The 18,465-nt window shown below is 38.5% G+C and carries 11 protein-coding genes and 1 pseudogene; 10 read left to right on the forward strand and 2 right to left on the reverse strand.

The features are described from left to right. Positions 1-146 precede the first annotated feature (146 nt). The 3 genes from CC99x_RS03985 (at position 147) to CC99x_RS03995 (ending at position 7,018) form a co-directional block, all read left to right on the forward strand. A complete protein-coding gene (locus tag CC99x_RS03985) occupies positions 147-4,274 on the forward strand; it encodes a hypothetical protein (RefSeq protein ID WP_057625213.1) in 4,128 nt (1,375 codons plus the stop codon). Positions 4,275-4,526: 252 nt separating this feature from the next. Further along, complete coding sequence (locus tag CC99x_RS03990; protein ID WP_057625212.1) at positions 4,527-5,963, forward strand: OprO/OprP family phosphate-selective porin; 1,437 nt, start codon at positions 4,527-4,529, stop codon at positions 5,961-5,963. Between the two features lie 224 nt (positions 5,964-6,187). Beyond that, a complete protein-coding gene (locus CC99x_RS03995) occupies positions 6,188-7,018 on the forward strand; it encodes an MlaA family lipoprotein (RefSeq protein ID WP_057625211.1) in 831 nt (276 codons plus the stop codon). Positions 7,019-7,468: 450 nt separating this feature from the next. Here the strand turns inward: CC99x_RS03995 and CC99x_RS04000 are convergent, their stop codons facing one another. Beyond that, complete coding sequence (locus CC99x_RS04000) at positions 7,469-8,782, reverse strand: alginate export family protein (RefSeq protein WP_057625210.1); 1,314 nt, start codon at positions 8,780-8,782, stop codon at positions 7,469-7,471. A gap of 343 nt (positions 8,783-9,125) precedes the next feature. Here CC99x_RS04000 and CC99x_RS04005 point away from each other — a divergent pair, with 343 nt between their 5' ends. From CC99x_RS04005 to CC99x_RS12910, 5 genes are read left to right on the forward strand one after another with little or no spacing between them, the layout of a single operon-like run. Continuing rightward, entirely contained in the window at positions 9,126-10,346 is a 1,221-nt protein-coding gene (locus CC99x_RS04005; RefSeq protein ID WP_057625209.1) for a fused response regulator/phosphatase, read from the forward strand. Next, on the forward strand, positions 10,339-10,824 hold the full coding sequence (locus CC99x_RS04010; RefSeq protein WP_057625208.1) for an STAS domain-containing protein: 486 nt from the start codon (positions 10,339-10,341) through the stop codon (positions 10,822-10,824). The genes CC99x_RS04005 and CC99x_RS04010 overlap by 8 nt, the downstream gene beginning before the upstream one ends. An 11-nt stretch (positions 10,825-10,835) precedes the next feature. Then, a complete protein-coding gene (locus CC99x_RS04015) occupies positions 10,836-13,142 on the forward strand; it encodes a type I secretion system permease/ATPase (protein WP_235528093.1) in 2,307 nt (768 codons plus the stop codon). Positions 13,143-13,180: 38 nt separating this feature from the next. Then, positions 13,181-14,512 (forward strand): HlyD family type I secretion periplasmic adaptor subunit, encoded by a 1,332-nt coding sequence (locus CC99x_RS04020; protein WP_057625207.1) that lies wholly within the window; start codon positions 13,181-13,183, stop codon positions 14,510-14,512. Positions 14,513-14,514: 2 nt separating this feature from the next. Then, positions 14,515-15,243 (forward strand): response regulator transcription factor, encoded by a 729-nt coding sequence (locus CC99x_RS12910; protein WP_057625206.1) that lies wholly within the window; start codon positions 14,515-14,517, stop codon positions 15,241-15,243. A gap of 335 nt (positions 15,244-15,578) precedes the next feature. Here the strand turns inward: CC99x_RS12910 and CC99x_RS13040 are convergent. Next, positions 15,579-15,668, reverse strand: a pseudogene (locus CC99x_RS13040) (GIY-YIG nuclease family protein); the annotation flags it as partial. Positions 15,669-16,204: 536 nt separating this feature from the next. On the opposite strand from CC99x_RS13040, the gene CC99x_RS04030 reads away from it, so the two are divergent. Both CC99x_RS04030 and CC99x_RS04035 read left to right on the forward strand, forming a co-directional pair. Beyond that, positions 16,205-17,602, forward strand: a complete 1,398-nt coding sequence (locus CC99x_RS04030; RefSeq protein WP_057624616.1) for a TolC family outer membrane protein — start codon at positions 16,205-16,207, stop codon at positions 17,600-17,602. A gap of 132 nt (positions 17,603-17,734) precedes the next feature. Continuing rightward, positions 17,735-18,430, forward strand: a complete 696-nt coding sequence (locus CC99x_RS04035) for a transglutaminase-like cysteine peptidase (RefSeq protein ID WP_200953460.1) — start codon at positions 17,735-17,737, stop codon at positions 18,428-18,430. The last annotated feature ends 35 nt before the right edge of the window (positions 18,431-18,465 follow it).

An 18,465-nucleotide genomic window follows, 5' to 3' on the forward strand; every position in this document is an offset into this window, starting at 1 on the left:
GCAAGGGGGATTTATGCTGGAGGCTAAGTTCAAAAAGCTAAATCCCTCTGCTCGTACAGCTATGCTGAACGAGCGTCTCCCTTTACAAAGTGAGAACAGGTTCGCTTTGCGAACGAAGAAGACTATACAACAACAGGAGCATTTACATGTTCAATTGGGTAAAAGGATTTTTGATAATATTCACTTGTTTTTTTCAAGTGATAGCATGGTCACAAGATGTGATTCCTGATGAACTTAAGCCCTGGACAAATTGGGTATTAAAGGGATATGAGGATAGAGTCTGTCCTCGACCTTTTAATCAAGACAATAAATTTTTATGTGATTGGCCTGCAGAGCTTCAATTAAATATTGTACAAACACAAGCAGATTTTGTACAAAAGGGCATTTTGTATCAAGATGGTTGGCTCATGTTGCCAGGTGAAAGGCAATATTGGCCTAATGATGTAAAACTAAGCAATCAACTGTTATCTATTGTAGAAATGAATGGCAGACCTTTTGTTTATTTGCAGAAGGGGGCTTATCAAATTGAGGGTAAATTTAATTTTAACGAAGCTCCAGAACGATTAGCTATTCCTCAATCTATTGCTTTGGTGCATTTATCATTGAACCAAAATAAAATGACTACTATCGATAGAGATAATGCGGGTTATTTATGGTTAAAAAGAGCCAGCATTGAGAAAGCGGCTAAAGAAGAAACAGATAGCTTAAGCATTCAGGTGTATAGGAAACTGCGAGACACAATACCACAAGAAAATTTATCATTACTACGCATTAAAGTAACAGGCAAAGAGCGAGAAGAGCTGATAGGGCCAGTCATTAGTGATCAAATGCTACCTATCAATATTAGCACCTCTTTACCAGCGCGTCTTGAGGAAAATGGGCAACTGCGTTTACAAGTAAGACCCGGAACTTGGGATATTTATATTAATAGCCGTTACCTTCATCAATCTAATCATTTTGAATATACAGCTGCTGGACAATATTGGCCAACAGAAGAAATTTGGTCTTTTGAAGCAAAACCTGAATTTCGTCAGGTGGAAGTAAAAGATGCTATCAGCATCGATCCTAGCCAAACAGCTATGCCAAGAGAATGGCGCCAATATCCCAGCTACTTAATGAAGCAAGATTTAAGTTTGTCTTTGGAAGAAAAGCAAAGAGGTAAAATATCAGAGCGTGGTGAAAACCTACAATTGACACGAGAAGCTTGGTTAGATTTTGATGGTAAAGGAATGACATTTAGAGATCAATTAAGTGGTGTGATTGAAGAGAACTGGCGTTTAAGTTTATTGCCCCCCTTGCAATTAGGACGCGTGACGATTAATGGTGAAGATCAGTTGATTACGACTTTGCCAGATAATCAACAACCTGGGGTTGAGATACGAAATGGCTATTTGGACTTATCTGCAATAAGTCGTTTAGCTTCTCGTACCCAACAGATGCCTGCTATTGGTTGGCATCGTGATATTAATCAATTAAAGACTATTCTTCATTTACCACCTGGATGGAAACTGTGGAATGTCATGGGGGTTGATAAAGTAAACAATGCCTGGTTAAGAAATTGGAATTTGTTAGATTTATTTTTGGTGTTATTAATCGGCCTATCTGTTTTCAAATTATTAGGCTTGCGATGGGGATTGTTTGCATTGCTTACCCTCATACTGACTTATCAAGAGCCATCAGCCCCTGTTTATAGTTGGCTTGCAGTGCTCGCAGGTTTAGGTGTATTACGCGTGATCCCTGAAGGGGCAGCAATGCTTTGGGTGAAGGGTTATACGGTATTCTTTTTATTTGTATTGATGATAATTGCAATACCTTTTATTGCAACACAGTTACAAACTGCGATATATCCACAATTAAACCCACCGGATACTTGGGTGCAGCCCCAAAGTGATCGAAGTAAAGCCTTGGTCATGGAGGGCATGGCAGCAGATAGTAGTAATATGGCAGGAGGTGCGTTGAGTGATGCACGAGAAATCATGAGTGCACCCATGCAAGCCATGAAATCAACAGCAGAAAGTGTTTTGCCTAAAGTAAGGCAAGAAGCAATGAAGACTTATGATCCTAATGCAAAAATACAAACTGGGCCAGGTGTCCCTAATTGGGCATGGCAACGTATTGAGATGAGTTGGCAAGGACCTGTCACCCGTGATCAAACGATTCGTTTATGGATTATGCCAGCTTGGATAGTATCTATTATGAAATTTATACAAGTATTTTTAGTGTTGGGATTGATCGTGGGATTAACACGATCTGTTTATGATCGTTATAAGAAAGATAAGCAAGAGAGTGGGCATTCAAAGGGTAGTATATTAGGTGGCTCTGTGGCTAATGTGCTTGTTATCCCCTTTGTCGTGTTTGTTTTAAATGCACTTCCTATGCAGGATGCATCTGCAGAGGTGCCGGATCCCTCAACTTTGCAAGAATTGCGAGAGTATTTGTTACAAGCACCGAAATGTATGCCAAATTGTGCTGACTACCAGAAAGCGCAGATCAGCATCCAATCAGGGCTTTTAACAGTGCGTTTAATGATTCAAACAGTAGAGGCAGTCGCTGTACCTTTGCCACATCATGAGAAAGGTTGGGGATTAGACACTATTTTGGTAGATGGTCATTCTGCAACTGCTTTGAAAAAAGATGAACAAGGTCATTTATGGATATATCTTGAAAAAGGAACGCATGAAATTCTCATGTCCGGCAAAGTAGATGGCTCTTTGCAATTTGAAATGGCTTTTAGCTTAGTGCCTAAAATAGTTTCTGTGGAGATAGATAAGTCTGAAGGCTGGTCGGTAAATGGTTTAAATGAAGGACGATTGATAGGGCAGTCACTGCAATTTAATAGAACAGCGGCTGTGACAGACAGTCGCTTAAAAGATAATTCTCAATCGTTGTCCCCCAGAGAAATGCCTGTTTTTGTTAGCCTGACAAGAACGATTCGTCTAGGGCTTGATTGGGAAGTGATGAACGAAATAAATCGCATATCTCCACAAAGTGGTGCCATTCATGTTTCTATACCTTTGCTAAAAGATGAAAAAGTACTTTCATCCAATATAAAGGTGATTAACAATCAGGCTCAAATTCAGTTATCAGAAGGGCAGGCACGTACCGTCTGGTATACTAAGTTACCTATCACACCATTGTTGCAGTTGTCTGCCAATCATTCTGCAAATGTAAAAGAAGTTTGGCAACTACAAGCAAGTCCGATATGGCATGTGCAATTTAAAGGTATTCCTTTAATACATCAACAAAGTAATGTCGGACAATGGTTGCCTGTATGGCATCCTTGGCCCAAAGAGCAACTGGAGATTGAGGTTTTTAAACCAGAGGCATTGGCTGGCAATACACTGACCATTGATAGTAGTCGTTATACAATTATTCCGGGCAAACGCAAATCAGAATATGAATTAGAAGTTATGTTGCGAAGCAGCCAAGGAGGGCAGCATTACTTTGATCTACCAGAAGGTATTAGTATTCAAGATGTTTTGATTAACGACGTGAGTCAAGCGATCAATTTAGAAAAAAATAGAGTTAATTTTCCAGTTCGTCCAGGTGAGCAAAATGTGAAACTCAGATGGCAAAGTGGCGATGCTTTGAAATCTTATCTTATATCGCCTTCGCTCCTGCTTAATAGTCAGAGTTCTAATCATATAACGCAACTTGATATCAGTAAGGATAGATGGATTCTATTCTTAGGAGGGCCTGAGATTGGGCCTGTTGTGCGTTACTGGGCAGTTCTCTTTCTAACAGTGATTATTGCAGTCGCTTTAGGGCGTTCAGGCTTAACACCTTTGGCAACTTGGCAATGGTTACTATTAGGATTGGGCGTTACATTGAGTACACCTCTTTCTGCACTTGCTGTGATTGCTTGGTTCGTTGTGCTGCAATTACGCAGTAAATATTCTCACAACATGGATACGATTGTGTTTCAGCTCTCTCAAATTAGTATTGTAATACTCACAGGCATTTTTGTTATTAGTTTACTGCTTTGTATTACTAATGGATTGTTAGGCAACCCACAAATGCAATTGTCAGCGCCTCAAACAGGTTTAGTGTATTCAAATTTTATCATGGATGCTAAATATCAATTGCAATGGTATCAAGATCAAGTGCATAACAGTGTGCCGAATGTTTGGGTTCTTTCTATACCACTTTTTGTCTATCGATTATTGATGTTAGTTTGGGCACTTTGGCTTGCTTTTTCACTATTGAAATGGTTTCAATGGGCGTGGCTTTGTTTTTCAAAAGATGGTTTGTGGAAAAATAATGAACAAAAATAAAATTATTTTTGCATTCAGATTTCAATCACTTTGTTATTAGATATTTTTTTGATAGGATATTGCAAGTTGGTAACTTAGCCGTTGCTATCATATGCTTAGTTTTTTAAAATCTATGCTGGCTAATCATATTGAAAGCTTAATTGATGCGGGTTATATTGTGTGCCAACGATTAAAGATTTCTTTTAGTAACCTAAGGACTCACTTAGAAGTAAGTTCTTCTACCGTTATGCATTCCTATGGGAGAGATGATAGATGAGTAAATTGACAAAGAGTAAACTGGCTACGTTGGCTCTCGCAGGGCTCGGTGCTTTTGCGTCTGGTTCCGTTCTAGCTGGCATGACGGTCGATTCAAATGGTGGTTTAGAAGTATTTGAATTAGATGACACAGATTATTGGTTTAAAATTGGTGGCAGACTTCATTTGTCACAAGCTTTCTTAGATGGCAGTGATTCTGACCGTTCTAAATTTCCAAGTGGTTCAATGATTCGTTCTGCACGTTTAACCTTCAAAGGTGGTGTGGGCAACGCTTGGGTTTACAAAGTAGATCTTGATTTCGCAGATCGTGCCTTAAGAAGACCTGTTGGTTTTGGTAATGGCCAAGTGGGTAATCCTCCAGGAACCCTAAGCATATTTGGTGACACTGGAGATGTAAGCTTCGGTGAAGCATTCATTGGTTACAATGGCTGCAAGAATTTCTGGCTTGCTTTAGGTCAAATCAGCGTACCCTTTGGTTTAGAAGCATGGGCTAGCGCTAACGATGCTACCTTTATGGAAAATTCTATGGCTTCTCAAGCATTCGATACACCCGGATACGGCATCGGTGCTTATGTTGAATGGCATGGCAACATGTTTACTGTAGCGGGGGCTGTTTACCAACCTGAAGCAGGCACCACACAATATGGTGATGTATTATCAACACAACCAGGTGTATTGCCAGGTAATGGTCCTTTAGGTAGTAACCCAGGTAGCGATCCTTTAGGCTACAGTGCACGCGTTACTTTCTCACCTGTGCATGATGACTTTACTGTTTACCATTTAGGTTTGTCTGGTAAATATCAAGACTTACGTAATCATGCAAACGTATTTAACTATCGTTCAGGTATTGAAGTTCGTTCAAGACAGACACCAATATTGTTTAGCAATATTCCATTGAACTCTGCAAATGACTACACAACATGGGGCTTTGAAGCTGCAGGTCGTTTTGGACCATTGATGCTTTCTGGTGAATACATGTTCTCTGAAGTTGATAGAGACGGTAATATTCCTTTAGCTGCTGATCCACGTCTACCAGGTGGCGATCTTAAGTTTAAAGGCTACTATATAATGGCTTCTTATGTGATTACTGGCGAAGCAAAAGAATATGATTTTGCAAGCGGTACCTTTGGACGCGTTAGACCAAGCTCACATAAAGGTGCTTGGGAAGTTGCAATCAGACATAGCTACTTAGATCTAATTGACAATACTGCCCTGATTCCTGGTTCTACACCTGCTCCAGGCATGCCTGGTCCAGCAACCTTGGTCGGTGGTGTTGATCCTAATGCAATCGTTGGTGCTAGCCATGCAACCACTTTCGGTGTGAACTGGTGGATCAATGACAATGTAAGATTAATGGCTAACTACTCTCGCATGAATTTCCCAGAATCTGTTGATATTAACGGTTTTGGCTTGAAAGCGATTGTTAACTGGTAATCTACAGTTAGTTTATCTTCTAATATGGCCGGTGAAAGCTGGTCATATTGCATAAAAAAAGCTCTGCTTATGCAGGGCTTTTTTTATGGAGTGAATAAAATAGTAATTGCATAGCATCTATTATCTTCGTGCGTTAAAATATCGTATAAACTTCTTGGATTTAGCTGAAGTTTAACTAGAATGAAATTATGCACTACAAATAAATCAATAAAGCCACTATAAATATGATGCAACGCAAAATTAAAATCGGGCTTTTAAGTTTGAGCATTCTGCTAGCAGGATGTTCAAGTAATCCAAAGCATCCGCAAGATCCTCTAGAAAAATTAAATCGTGGTGTATATGGTTTTAATAAAGTTGTTGATAAAACACTTGTTAAGCCAGTTGCTTATACCTATAAGACATTCATACCTAGACCTATTCAATCAGGCGTGGGTAATTTCTTTGGTAACTTAGGCGAAGTAACGACCATTGGTAACGACATACTTCAATTCAAAATTAAATATGCCACACATGATTTTGCTAGGCTGGTTATTAATTCAACGATTGGATTATTGGGCTTGTTTGATGTTGCCGGAGAGCTTGGTTTAGATAAAAGAAAAGAAGATTTTGGTCAAACGCTCTATACATGGGGCTATGAAAAATCAGCATATCTTGTTTTGCCTCTTCTTGGACCCAGCACATTTAGAGATGGTATTGGTTTAACAGTTGATTACTTTGGAATGAGCGTTTGGCCTTGGATAGAGTCCGATCGTGCACGCTATGGGTTATTGGGGCTTAATTTAATTGATACCAGAGCAAGTTTAATCAACAAAGAAACCATTCTCGATACCATTGCTATCGATGAATATTCTTTGATCCGAGATGCTTATTTGCAGCATAGAACTTTCTTAAGTACAGATGGCCAAAGTGATTTCAAAGAAGGTGAAGATCCAATGGATGATCTGGATGGCTATGATGATGAAGTGAAAGATAGCAAAGAAGATCAGCAGGCCATAGATGCTGCGAAGCAAATGGTCAATCCTGATACTTTAGAGTCAAGCCCTACAGCTCCTTAATGCTGCTCGTTAAGAAATGAGCGAAGTGAATGATTATCTTCCCTTGGAATCAAGGGAAGAGGCTCAATGTTAGTGAGCAGATGGATTTTTTTTAATTTATATTTTAAAAATCCCTCCGCCGCAGACGGCGACTCCCTTTGAGAACAAAGGGAGCATACGGGGCTTTGCGCCACTGAGAAATAACCTATCAAAAAAACTATCATGGAAGCAGTGATTTACAATCAAGTAATGAGCATAAAGTCATGTTTCAAATATAATATTGCGCAGTTAAAAAATGAACGAAGTGAATGATTATCTTCCCTTGGAATCAAGGGAAGAGGCTCAACGTTAGTGAGCAGATGGATTTTTTTTAATTTATATTTTAAAAATCCCTCCGCTGCAGACAGCGACTCCCTTTGACAACAAAGGGAGCATACGGCGCTTTTACAGCCTCACATTTTTTAATAAGAACTAAGCAATTTCAGCGCTGAGACTGAGCCAAAAGCGCTGACTGTCTGCTATGTTATTTGATGTTTTTCCTCTAAAATCAGCCAAGCCTGCGTAAATTTTGTAATATTTTAAGAACGAATAGGATAAGCCAAGATCGATTTCATGACCGAATTTGGTGCTATTCGCTTCAGCATGAAAATTATGATAAGCCGCTTCAAATTCAATTTGTCTATAACGTGCATTTGCGTATAGATAGAAATCTGTTAAGCCCAACGCTGGTGTAACACTGAATCTATCTGCCCAACCATTGAAAATATGATAATCACTTAACGGTGTCATGAAGGCTTTTCCAGTGGAAAGCTTATTGCCTTCAAGCCATTCATATCCTAAACCGATATCACAGATAGGATGGCTAAAAGCACCCTCTACTAAATAATATTCGGCATTATAATCAACAGGATTATAAGAATTGCTGGATTGAAAAGCATATTCACTGACAAATAGAAATTTAGCACGTTGTAGATCAATAGCTCCGTTGTAACGTAGGCCGTAAGTGCTGCTTGATAAGCTTGCAACGGCTTGGTCTTTAATATAATAAAAATAGCCTGTTATTGTGCCAAAAGGATAAATATCATAACTGCTATTGAATAAATGCGTATGATTACTGCGTTTAGCAAATAATGCAGTATCTTGATTTTGTAAAACAGTATTAACACTGTCAATATAAGAATAGAAAAGTTCAAGTCCTGTAATATATTTATTTTCGATTGTAATGGCGTCAAAGCTTTGAGGTGTTTGTCTAAAATCAACACTGCCCACATATCGACCATTGTCTAATTTTATTTTCTGTCTACCTAAAATAAGCTGTGTATTGTATAGACCTTGATAGGCAATGAGTGCTTGATTTAAGGAAGTTCCTTTAGCATCTGGAATTTCAGTAAATTCTTTTCGTTGTGGCGTTGTAAAGGCGCCACTGTTGTGATGCTTATTCCAGTAACTAGAGACATTATTAAATTCCATTAATCCCCAGAAATTACACATATGTGCCGTTGTGTAAGCTAAGCGTGAAGTTAAGGTATAAGCGCGGCTACTTTTAAAAGAAATAGGATCAATGGGATTACTATCTGGTTGGGGGCTATCATCGTTCGCATATTCGTATCGACCCCGAAAATAAAGACTGGCATGTCCTTCTTTGAGGATATCTAAAAAGCTGTTCGCCTGCTGTTCTGGCTTATGATAAATAGATTGGTAAGCTGAAAAGCTTGGAATACTGTAGCATGCAATGATGCTTGCGCAAAAGACATGGCTTAGGTGTTTGACTGTACAACATGGCATATGACGACTTCACACTATCAGGATATATTTTCAGGAGAAACATTCTAACTGAATAAAAATGTAGATCCTAGCTTGGCTAAGCTCAAAATATTAGAAGTTGTCTCAAAAATGCCATTTTTCGTTGATCCTTTGTTGCAGCTCCTTTTGCGCTGCTCAAAGAATCTGCGCCTTGGCTGAACAAAAAATTACTATTTTTGAGACAGCTTCTATGTAACCTACCACGAGACACTAGAAAGCAAATCAACTATTAAATTCTAGAGAATAAGATTCAAGCCGATAACAATATGTATCTTTAATATTAAAGTTAACTTTTTATACATTGTGGCTGGCAGAATAAACAGTTATGCAAACATCATATGGTCATATTCTGACATACATTGAGGATGATGCGCTTCAAGCAAGTCTTCAAGTATTTTTGATTGATTTGGGATTTACGGTTACACAGTCGCATTCCCTCGAGCAAGTACAACATTTGATGAAGCATAATGGCCCAGATTTAGTGATCAGTGATTTACAGAGAAATCCAGAGAATGGTTTATTGTTTTTATCAGAATTTAGTCATATTTATCCAGATGTGCCTATCATTACCTTAACCGTTCCGCATCAAAAGCAAGTCTTGAAGTCTTTGCGATTAGGCGCGTGGGATTGTATTGAACAACCACTTGAAAATTTAACACAGCTTGAGCACTCGGTGTGTAAAGCATTGGAACGTGCCAGACTTGTGAATGAAAATAAATTATATCGTCATAAATTAGAAGAAATGAATGGCAAGTTAGAAGATAGCTTGCATGAGTTAAGATATGATCAAATGGCAGGAAAAAAAGTACAAGCGCAAATGTTTCCAGCGAGTGATTTATTATTTAATCATTATCATTTGTCTAATTTTGTTATGCCATCACTCTATTTGAGTGGTGATATGGTAGATTATTTTACTATTTCAGAAAAACATATTGGATTTTATATTGCGGACGTTTCAGGACATGGGGCTTCAAGCGCCTTTGTGACGGTTATGATTAAAGCGCTTTTTGATCAGTTGCTCCTAAACTATAAACAAAAAAGAACCAAAGTTATTTTGCAGCCAAAAAAAGTATTTGCGATTGCCAATGACTATTTATTGCAAGCAAATTTAGGCAAATATGTCACGATGATTTATGCTGTGCTTGATACAGAAACGCATCGTTTGCGCTATAGTGTTGCAGGTCACTATCCAAACCCTATTTTGATCAAAGCACAAAAAGCTGAATTCTTGCCTGGTAGAGCATTCGCCGTTGGTATGGTAAAGCATGCTGCCTTTAAAGATCTCGCAATTGATTTTCCAATGAATTCAAAACTGGCATTATTTTCAGATGGATTAATGGAGGTCATAGCAGGGCAAGCCTTGGATGATAAAGAGAAAATATTATTATCTGCGATTGAGCGTATTGATAAAGAAAACGGCTATTTATCTACCCAAGCTTTGAAAAAAACGTTTAATATTAAAGAGGCAGAATCTAGGCCTGACGATATTACTTTTTTGCTTATGAATAGGTGTGAGGCAATAGAAGGTCACAAATACAATGAGTAAGATATCATATATAGTCACTGATACTTTGGCTGTTATCAAACTAAGTGGAGAAGTTCGATTACTTAGCTCAGCTGTCTTAGAGGAGGCTTATCGACTTGTTTCTGAACAGCGGCAGTCGCAGCCACTCTGGATAGATTTGACAGAATCTTTCAATTTAGATAGCACTATTTATGGTACTATTGCAAAATTCTGCTTGCTGGAGGCGGGCAACCATCAAATTACTTTATACTATACTCATGAAAATATTTACAAGCAGTTACATACCTTAGGTATTGAGCATTTATGTTTGCTAAAAAGAAGTGCAACCTTTATTTCAGAGGTTGATGAGCGTTGGCATGAACTTGTTGAGAAGGAAGTTGACAAAGATGAACTTAAACTGCAAGTGCAACATGCGCACCAAATATTAGCCAAACTAAGCCCAAGTCAAGCTATGCAGCTTGTTGTTGATCAGATATCGAAAAATACTCGAAATCACTAATAGGTACTCTTATGGCATACTCAAAGCAACCAGAAAAAAATAAAGAAGCAGAGGCGGATCCCTCACAAGATATGCCGCAAGCATCTACAGATGTGCCTCAAGAGCAAAATGAAAATATTCCTGAAGTGCAATCAAATGAAAGTGAAGCCACACCAGAAGTAGAAGCTGAAAAATGGGAGACACCCGCACCTCATTTGGTAGGGCATGATCCTTTATTAGGCTGTTTGATGATTTTAACACGCCTAGAGCATAATCCTTTCTCACCAGAAGCATTGATTGCAGGCTTACCACTGGTTGAAAACAAGTTAACACCTGAATTGTTTATTCGTGCTTCTGAGCGAGCTGGTCTTTCCTCACAAATTATCAATCGTCCTGTTGAAGATATTTCTTCTTTGGTATTGCCTTGTGTCTTATTACTCAAGGGCAAACAAGCTTGTGTTTTAGTGGCAAAAAATGACAATAAAAAATTAGTCAAGATTATTCAGCCAGAGAGCAAGCAAGGCGAAACAACACTTAGCTTTGAAAAGATAAATAGGGAATATACGGGCTACGCTATTTTTACGCGACCCAGCTTTAGGTTTGATAAACGTACCGATGAAGGCTTCAAAGAGCGCCCTAAAAATTGGTTTTGGAGTGTGATTGCCAAAACATGGAAATTGTATTCTGAAGTATTAGTAGCTTCATTTTTCATTAATATTTTTGCAATAGCTTCTTCCTTGTTTGTGATGAATGTGTATGACAGGGTCGTGCCGAATAATGCAACGGATACACTGACCGTTCTGGCGATTGGTATCTTAGTTGTTTTCTGTTTTGATTTTTTAATGAAGATGCTGCGAGGCTATTTTATCGATATTGCTGCAAAGAAAACGGATGTTTTGATCTCATCCAATATTTTTGAGCAAATGATGGGTGTAAGAATGGAGTCTCGCCCAGAATCAGTGGGTAACTTTGCAAATAATATGCAACAATTTGAATCTTTTAGAGATTTCTTCACCTCAACTACCATCAGTGCGCTTATCGATCTGCCGTTCGTATTTTTTTTCTTGATTATTATTTATACAATTGGTGGTTATGTTGCCATTGTACCCTTACTGGCTGTGCCCATTGTGATTGGTATGGGACTTTTGATTCAAGGACCTTTAAATAAGATTGTCAAAGAATCTTATCGTTATTCTGGACAAAAACACGCAATGCTCTTTGAATCATTGGCAGGTGTTGAGACAGTCAAGAGCATGTCAGCAGAAGGTGTATTACAGCGAAAATGGGAGCATGCCGTTGGCATGTCTGCAAAGCTGGGTACTAAAATCAGAAGTTTATCGCTTACTGCTGTGAGTTTTTCAGCTTGGGCACAACAAGTTGCGGGTGTTTTGGTTGTCATCGTCGGTGTGTATCGGATTTCTGCAGGTGAGATGACCATGGGGGCTTTAATTGCTTGTACGATTCTAACGGGGCGTGCATTAGCACCTTTGGCGCAAGTGGCTGGTTTATTAACACGCTACCATCAATCCATGGCGGCATTACAGTCTTTAGACAATGTAATGAAAATGCCAACGGAACGTATAAAAGGTAAAACGCCCCTGCATCGACCTGTTCTAACAGGTGATATTGAATTTAAGCATGTTGCCTTTAATTATCCTAAACAAGATGTGCCCGCTTTGCATGATGCTTCTTTCTCGATTACAGCAGGTGAGAAAGTTGGCATTATTGGTCGAATTGGTTCTGGCAAAACCACTATTGAAAAATTGATTTTAGGCTTATATCAGTCAACGGCAGGTAGTATTTTGCTAGATGGCACAGAAATTGGTCAGCTTGATCCTGCATCTGTGCGTCGCAACATTGGCTATGTACCTCAAGACATTGTTTTGTTTTATGGTTCTGTAAAAGACAACATTACTTTCAGCACGCCCTTTGCAGATGATACGAGTATTTTAAGAGCTGCTAAAATTGCTGGGGTTACAGAATTTGTAGCAAAGCATCCTCAAGGTTTTGATATGCCAGTTGGTGAGCGTGGAGAAAAATTATCAGGTGGGCAACGTCAAGCAATCGCCATTGCGCGTGCGCTTATTTTAGATCCGCCTATTTTAGTTTTAGATGAACCCACAAATATGATGGATAATAGAACAGAAGAATTGTTTAAACAGCAGATCCAAGAGGTCTCAAAAAATAAAACAATGATTTTAGTAACCCATAAAGGTTCCTTACTTTCTTTGGTCGATAGATTAATTTTAATGGACAATGGTCGTATTATTGCAGACGGCCCTAGAGATTTGGTCTTAAAGGCGTTGGCAGAAGGAAAATTACATTCTCCAAGCCGATAAGCTGATAACCTATTTAAATTGAGTTAAGCCACTTTAATATGAAAGAAAAAATCAAAGAAATTGATATTGAATTTATGACTGACACCAGCGCAGCGATGATGCAAGGGGTGCCTATTGCCTACCATTTTATTTTATGGGCGGCTGCGATTTTCTTGGTAGTTGCTGCTATTTGGGCCAATTTTGCTGTTTTGGATGAAGTGACGGTTGGGCAGGGCAAAGTAATCCCTTCTACCAACATGCAAGTCGTACAAAATCTTGAGGGGGGTATCGTCAAAGATATTCGCGTAAAAATTGGCCAAATTGTGGAGCGTGATGAAATATTAATGATCATTGATGACACGCGCTTTTCGTCCAGTTTAAAAGAAGGTGCAACACAGATATATGCATTAGAAGCAAAAATACATCGCTTAGAGGCAGAGATTTCTGAGAGAGAAATATCATTTTCTGAGCGTCTTCAAACGGAATACCCAGAATATGTGCAAAATGAAACCAGTCTTTTTGACTCAAGAAAAAAGGAATTGGGGGTTAAAGTAAATCTTTTAAAAGAAGAAGAAGATAGAAAAAATCAAGAATTGCTTGAGATGCAAGGTAAACGTGAACAGCTTCAACGCAGCTTAGATTTAGTGAAAAAAGAGCTTGCACTGACACGACCCTTGGCCAAAGATGGTGCAGTCTCTGAAGTGGAAGTGTTACGATTAGAGCGTACGGTTAATGATTTAGCTGGCGAATTGGAGCAAACTCAGCTATCCATTCCTCGCTTGGAATCTGCTTTAAGCAGCGCAAAAAAGAAAATAGACGAGTTATATATCAGCTTTAAAACAGAAAGTATTTCTGAGTTGAATAAGACTCGAGCTGAATATAAAAGACTGCTAGAGACACAAAAAGCAGCACAAGATAGATTTTCACGAACAGTTGTTCGCTCTCCTGTAAAAGGCACCGTTAATCGTGTACATGTAAAGACGATTGGGGGGGTGATACAACCGGGTGAAGATCTCTTTGATATCGTGCCATTGAACGATACCCTCCTGATCGAAGCAAATATTCGTCCATCCGATATTGGATTTTTACGATCTGGGTTACCTGCAACCGTCAAAATATCAGCCTATGATTTTTCAATTTACGGTGGTTTAAAAGCAACGGTTGAAAATATCAGCGCTGATACTATTACGGATGAAAAAGGAGATCCTTACTATCAAATTCGTGTGCGAACCACTGAAAAAAATTATTTAGTTGGTAAGCGTGGAGAACGTTTAGAAATTCAAACGGGTATGGGGGCAACAGTGGATATTCTAACGGGCCAAAAAACGGTGCTTGAATATTTACTCAAACCTATTATTAAGGCGAAAAGGAATGCAATGCGAGAAAAATAAGCATGATTCTAATAGCGACGGATGATGGACAACGTGCTCATAGATGGCAACAATATGTATCTGCTGAGTATACAGTATACGAGTTGATTGTCAGTGATAAGAAAACACTTGAGATCTGTCTGAAAAAAATTTCTATTGATGCAGTACTGTTAGACAAAGCGCTTTTAGGTGAAGGTGGTATTCACGAACTATCAGAAATACACGAAATTCAACCAGAAACACGGCTTATTCTAATGACAGATATTGCAGAACAAAGAGAAGAAGTAGCAAGTATTCTCTTTGGCGCTAAAGCGTATTGTGAATATGATATTAATGATGTAATGCTCTCAAGAGTATTAAGAACCGTATTAGCAGATGAATTATGGGTAGATAGAAAATTTGTCTCTAGATTACTTGGAGAAATTGAAGGGATAGCAAGAGCACAACACACAGAAGCACAACAATTAGACAAAGGCTTATCACTTCTTACACCGCGTGAAACTGAAATCGCAAAATTAGTGGCAGGTGGTGCGAGTAATAGAGTGATTGCAGAGCAGTTAAATATTTCTGAGCGTACGGTTAAAGCACATTTAGGCGTTATTTTTCGAAAAATAAATATTGTCGATCGTTTACAATTAGCTTTATTTATCAATCGTCATCAACAAATTAGTTCCATTTGGCATCAAGAAAATGATGTTCCCTCCACACATTCAATTGCTTCTCATAAAGAAGAGAAAAAGAAAGATCCTTAATTGTTTGGTTTCTGATTGATAAGCAGAGCGAGTCATAATGCTTCTGCTAATTTTGGTCTATGGAACGCAAATATCTTATTTTTAAAAATAAATTGGTTATTGCATGCTATGTCATTTTATCACCTGCATTAAGTCATTTGTGCTGTCATGCCAGCGAAGGCTCATATGCGTCAACTTAAGAAAAAAAGCAGAATAATTAGGGACTGTTGACATTTTAGTAACCTACTTACCGCTACGTCCCGCGGCTTGTCCGCGGGATCCAGGTGTTATGAGTAGCTTTCTTCGTAGAGATCTCGCCACGCCGGATTGAATTCTTCAATTAAATTCAATTTTCACTGCCTGTACCAGTTTTTAAAACGCTTTTCACGTCTGGCAGCCTCAACGTACAGCTCATGCATTTCATAATAAACAAGCTGATTCACATTCAGAGGCTCAAAACTCTGGATCCCGCGGACAAGCCGCGGGACGTAGCTGGTAGGGAAGAATGGGTACCAATATTCTATATCAAACCCCAGAAATTCCTTAAGTTGACGCCTATGAGCCTTCGCTGGCATGACACAATATATTCTGTTGTTTAGAGAAAATGTGTGTATCTTTTTTCCAAAATTGGTAGGGGCAATAATGTTCACTTTGCGAATAGTTTGCTCATAGTCAACTTTTGTAGAGAATTTAGACTTAAGAAATACTGTAAATACATTTACCTTATTAAGTTGATTGCTTAAGTTGTGAAAAATAGGCATCATTGCGTGAGAAAGTAAGTAGTTTAGCAAAGAAATTTTTTATTATTTTTTTTAAAATGAGTTGATTGTGATTATAAAAATGTTTCTTGCTCAAACTGATATGTGTAGAATGAATCTTTGTTTAGGTAACATGGTTAAGTGCGCACCTGTTAGAAAAGTAATTTTCTAAGCAAGCTTCCATAGTTTAGGGATAGTCGGAATTAAGAGAAGCGAACAAATTTATGCAAAAAAACAAATTGCTGAAGATAGTTTTATCGTCATTAGCCTTAGTCGCAGCATCTCAAGTACAGGCCTATACGGTTCAAGAGGCTGTTGCCTATACTTTGCAAACTTCACCTGATCTTATGATCAATGTGCAAATTAGAGAGCAAGCTAATAAAGAATTTAGAAGTGCTTATGCAGACTATTTACCAACAATTAATGTTAATGGTGGCACGGGGCAAGAAAATACAAATAACTCAACCACACGTGGTGGTAGATTAGATGGTGCTAGCTACAGAACCATGTCGCGCCGTGAGTTTAATGCGACAGCCTCACAATTATTGTTTGATGGCTTTGGCGTGATGCATAACGTCAGTGGTAAGAAATCACGTGTTAAAGCAGCTGCACTACGTGTAAATAGCAGCGCTCAAGAGCAGGCATTGCTTGTTGTTGATGCCTTCATTGAAATGCATTTAACCAGAAGCATTGTTGAAATTGCACAACGTAATTTAAGTGCCCACCAAACTATCTACGGACAAATTGAAAAGCGTAGTGAAGGTGGTATTGGCCGTAAAGCCGATCTTGATCAAGCTTTAGGTCGTTTAGCACTTGCTCGTAGTAATTTATTAGGGGCACAGGCTAATTTGCGCGATGCGGAGACCAAATATCTTCGTGTAGTTGGCAAGATTCCTACTGATATAGAAAAACCTGAGATGCCTTCATCAGGATTTCCCGCAGATCTTGAAGAAGCGATTAATCGTGGTTTGAACAATAATCCTGAATTGACAGCAACCCATTATGATGTAGACGTAACACGTGCAGAATATCGTTCAGCACGTTCGCAGTTCGTGCCAAGAGTGACTTTAGATGCAGGTATACAACGTAACCAAAATATTGATGGTTCCAGAGGCGACAACGATAAAAACTTTGCAATGTTAAGGTTTAATTGGAATGTGTTTAAGGGCGGCGGTGATGTTGCTAACCTTTGCAGAATTGCACACAAAAACCAGGAAGCTCAAGAAGTTAGAAATAGAGCACATCGCCAAGTTATTGAGCAGGTTCGTTATGCTTGGAACTTGTATGATACAGCGCGTCGTCAGTTAGTTGATTTAAAAACTCACCGTGACGCGAGTTATAGAACACGAGAAGCTTATCAAAAGCAATTTGATATTGGTCAAAGAACTTTGTTGGACTTATTGGATTCTGAAAACGAACTTTTTACTGCAAGTAGTAATTACTTCCAAGGTGAAGCAGACGTGCTTGTTGGTATGTACAGAATCTTGAATGCAATGGGAACCATTACTCAGTACTTTGGCATTGCATTGCCTAAAGCTGCGGTCAAGTCAGCAGATGCACAATTTGATGGTTCTGGCCCATTCTTTGAAAAGACTGATAAGTCTTTTGATAATGCTATCTAAAAAATGCGCTCAAGATATTTGAGATTAAATGCATAGCGAAAAGCAAAAGGGGCAAAGCCCCTTTTGCTTTATTAGATGCCTATTAAACACCTGCATAAATATTAGGTTTTAACTAAATAGGAAACTACCATTTTGTTAAATGCCAAACATAAAAATAAGATATATCTCTTCTTTTTCACTTTTTTTATTCTGCCAATTTCATTTTTATTTTTAGTCAGTGCAATTGAATTTTCTGAATCACTCTTAAACAATATAGAAAAAAAATATGGAGACTATGCTAAAAAACGTGTTATCTCTTGGGAAAAATTAATGAAGGAAAATCAAAATGTCTCAGAAGCCGAAAAGTTAGAAAAAGTGAATAAATTTTTTAATTTATTGGAGTATCTTTCAGATAAAGCTCATTGGAATGTAGAAGATTATTGGGCGACACCTTTAGAATTCTTGGTATCAGGTGCAGGTGATTGTGAGGATTTTTCAATTGCAAAATATTTTACCCTACGAGAGCTTGGGGTAGATGATGAAAAATTACTCATTACCTATGTTAAATACACTGAATACGGTGGTTATGAACAAGCACACATGGTACTTACTTATTATGAAACGCCAACCAGTATTCCATTGGTTTTAGATAACATTAAAAAAGAAATTTTATCTGCTGACAAACGATCGGATTTACGACCTATTTACAGCTTTAACGGTTCGGGGCTTTGGCGTAGTAAAGAGCTAAGTAAAGGTAAAAAATTAGGCACAGCAGATGATGTGAATATGTGGGCTGATATGCAAGAGCGAATGAAGAGTGGCAAGATAGGTAACTTTAATCCACTTTAAAGACACAGGGCATTGATTGTAATGCCAGTCAGTTA

This window comes from Candidatus Berkiella cookevillensis (assembly GCF_001431315.2).
GTDB classification, from domain to species: domain Bacteria; phylum Pseudomonadota; class Gammaproteobacteria; order Berkiellales; family Berkiellaceae; genus Berkiella_A; species Berkiella_A cookevillensis.

Excerpts from the sequence above, each read along its gene's own strand:
- CC99x_RS03990 (WP_057625212.1), top strand. The coding sequence starts at position 4,527 with ATGAGTAAATTGACAAAGAGTAAACTGGCTACGTTGGCTCTCGCAGGG.
- CC99x_RS04020 (WP_057625207.1), top strand. The coding sequence starts at position 13,181 with ATGAAAGAAAAAATCAAAGAAATTGATATTGAATTTATGACTGACACC.
- CC99x_RS04015 (WP_235528093.1), top strand. The coding sequence starts at position 10,836 with ATGGCATACTCAAAGCAACCAGAAAAAAATAAAGAAGCAGAGGCGGAT.
- CC99x_RS03995 (WP_057625211.1), top strand. The coding sequence starts at position 6,188 with ATGATGCAACGCAAAATTAAAATCGGGCTTTTAAGTTTGAGCATTCTG.
- CC99x_RS04010 (WP_057625208.1), top strand. The coding sequence starts at position 10,339 with ATGAGTAAGATATCATATATAGTCACTGATACTTTGGCTGTTATCAAA.
- CC99x_RS03985 (WP_057625213.1), top strand. The coding sequence starts at position 147 with ATGTTCAATTGGGTAAAAGGATTTTTGATAATATTCACTTGTTTTTTT.
- CC99x_RS12910 (WP_057625206.1), top strand. The coding sequence starts at position 14,515 with ATGATTCTAATAGCGACGGATGATGGACAACGTGCTCATAGATGGCAA.
- CC99x_RS04005 (WP_057625209.1), top strand. The coding sequence starts at position 9,126 with ATGCAAACATCATATGGTCATATTCTGACATACATTGAGGATGATGCG.
- CC99x_RS04030 (WP_057624616.1), top strand. The coding sequence starts at position 16,205 with ATGCAAAAAAACAAATTGCTGAAGATAGTTTTATCGTCATTAGCCTTA.
- CC99x_RS04000 (WP_057625210.1), bottom strand. The coding sequence starts at position 8,782 with ATGCCATGTTGTACAGTCAAACACCTAAGCCATGTCTTTTGCGCAAGC.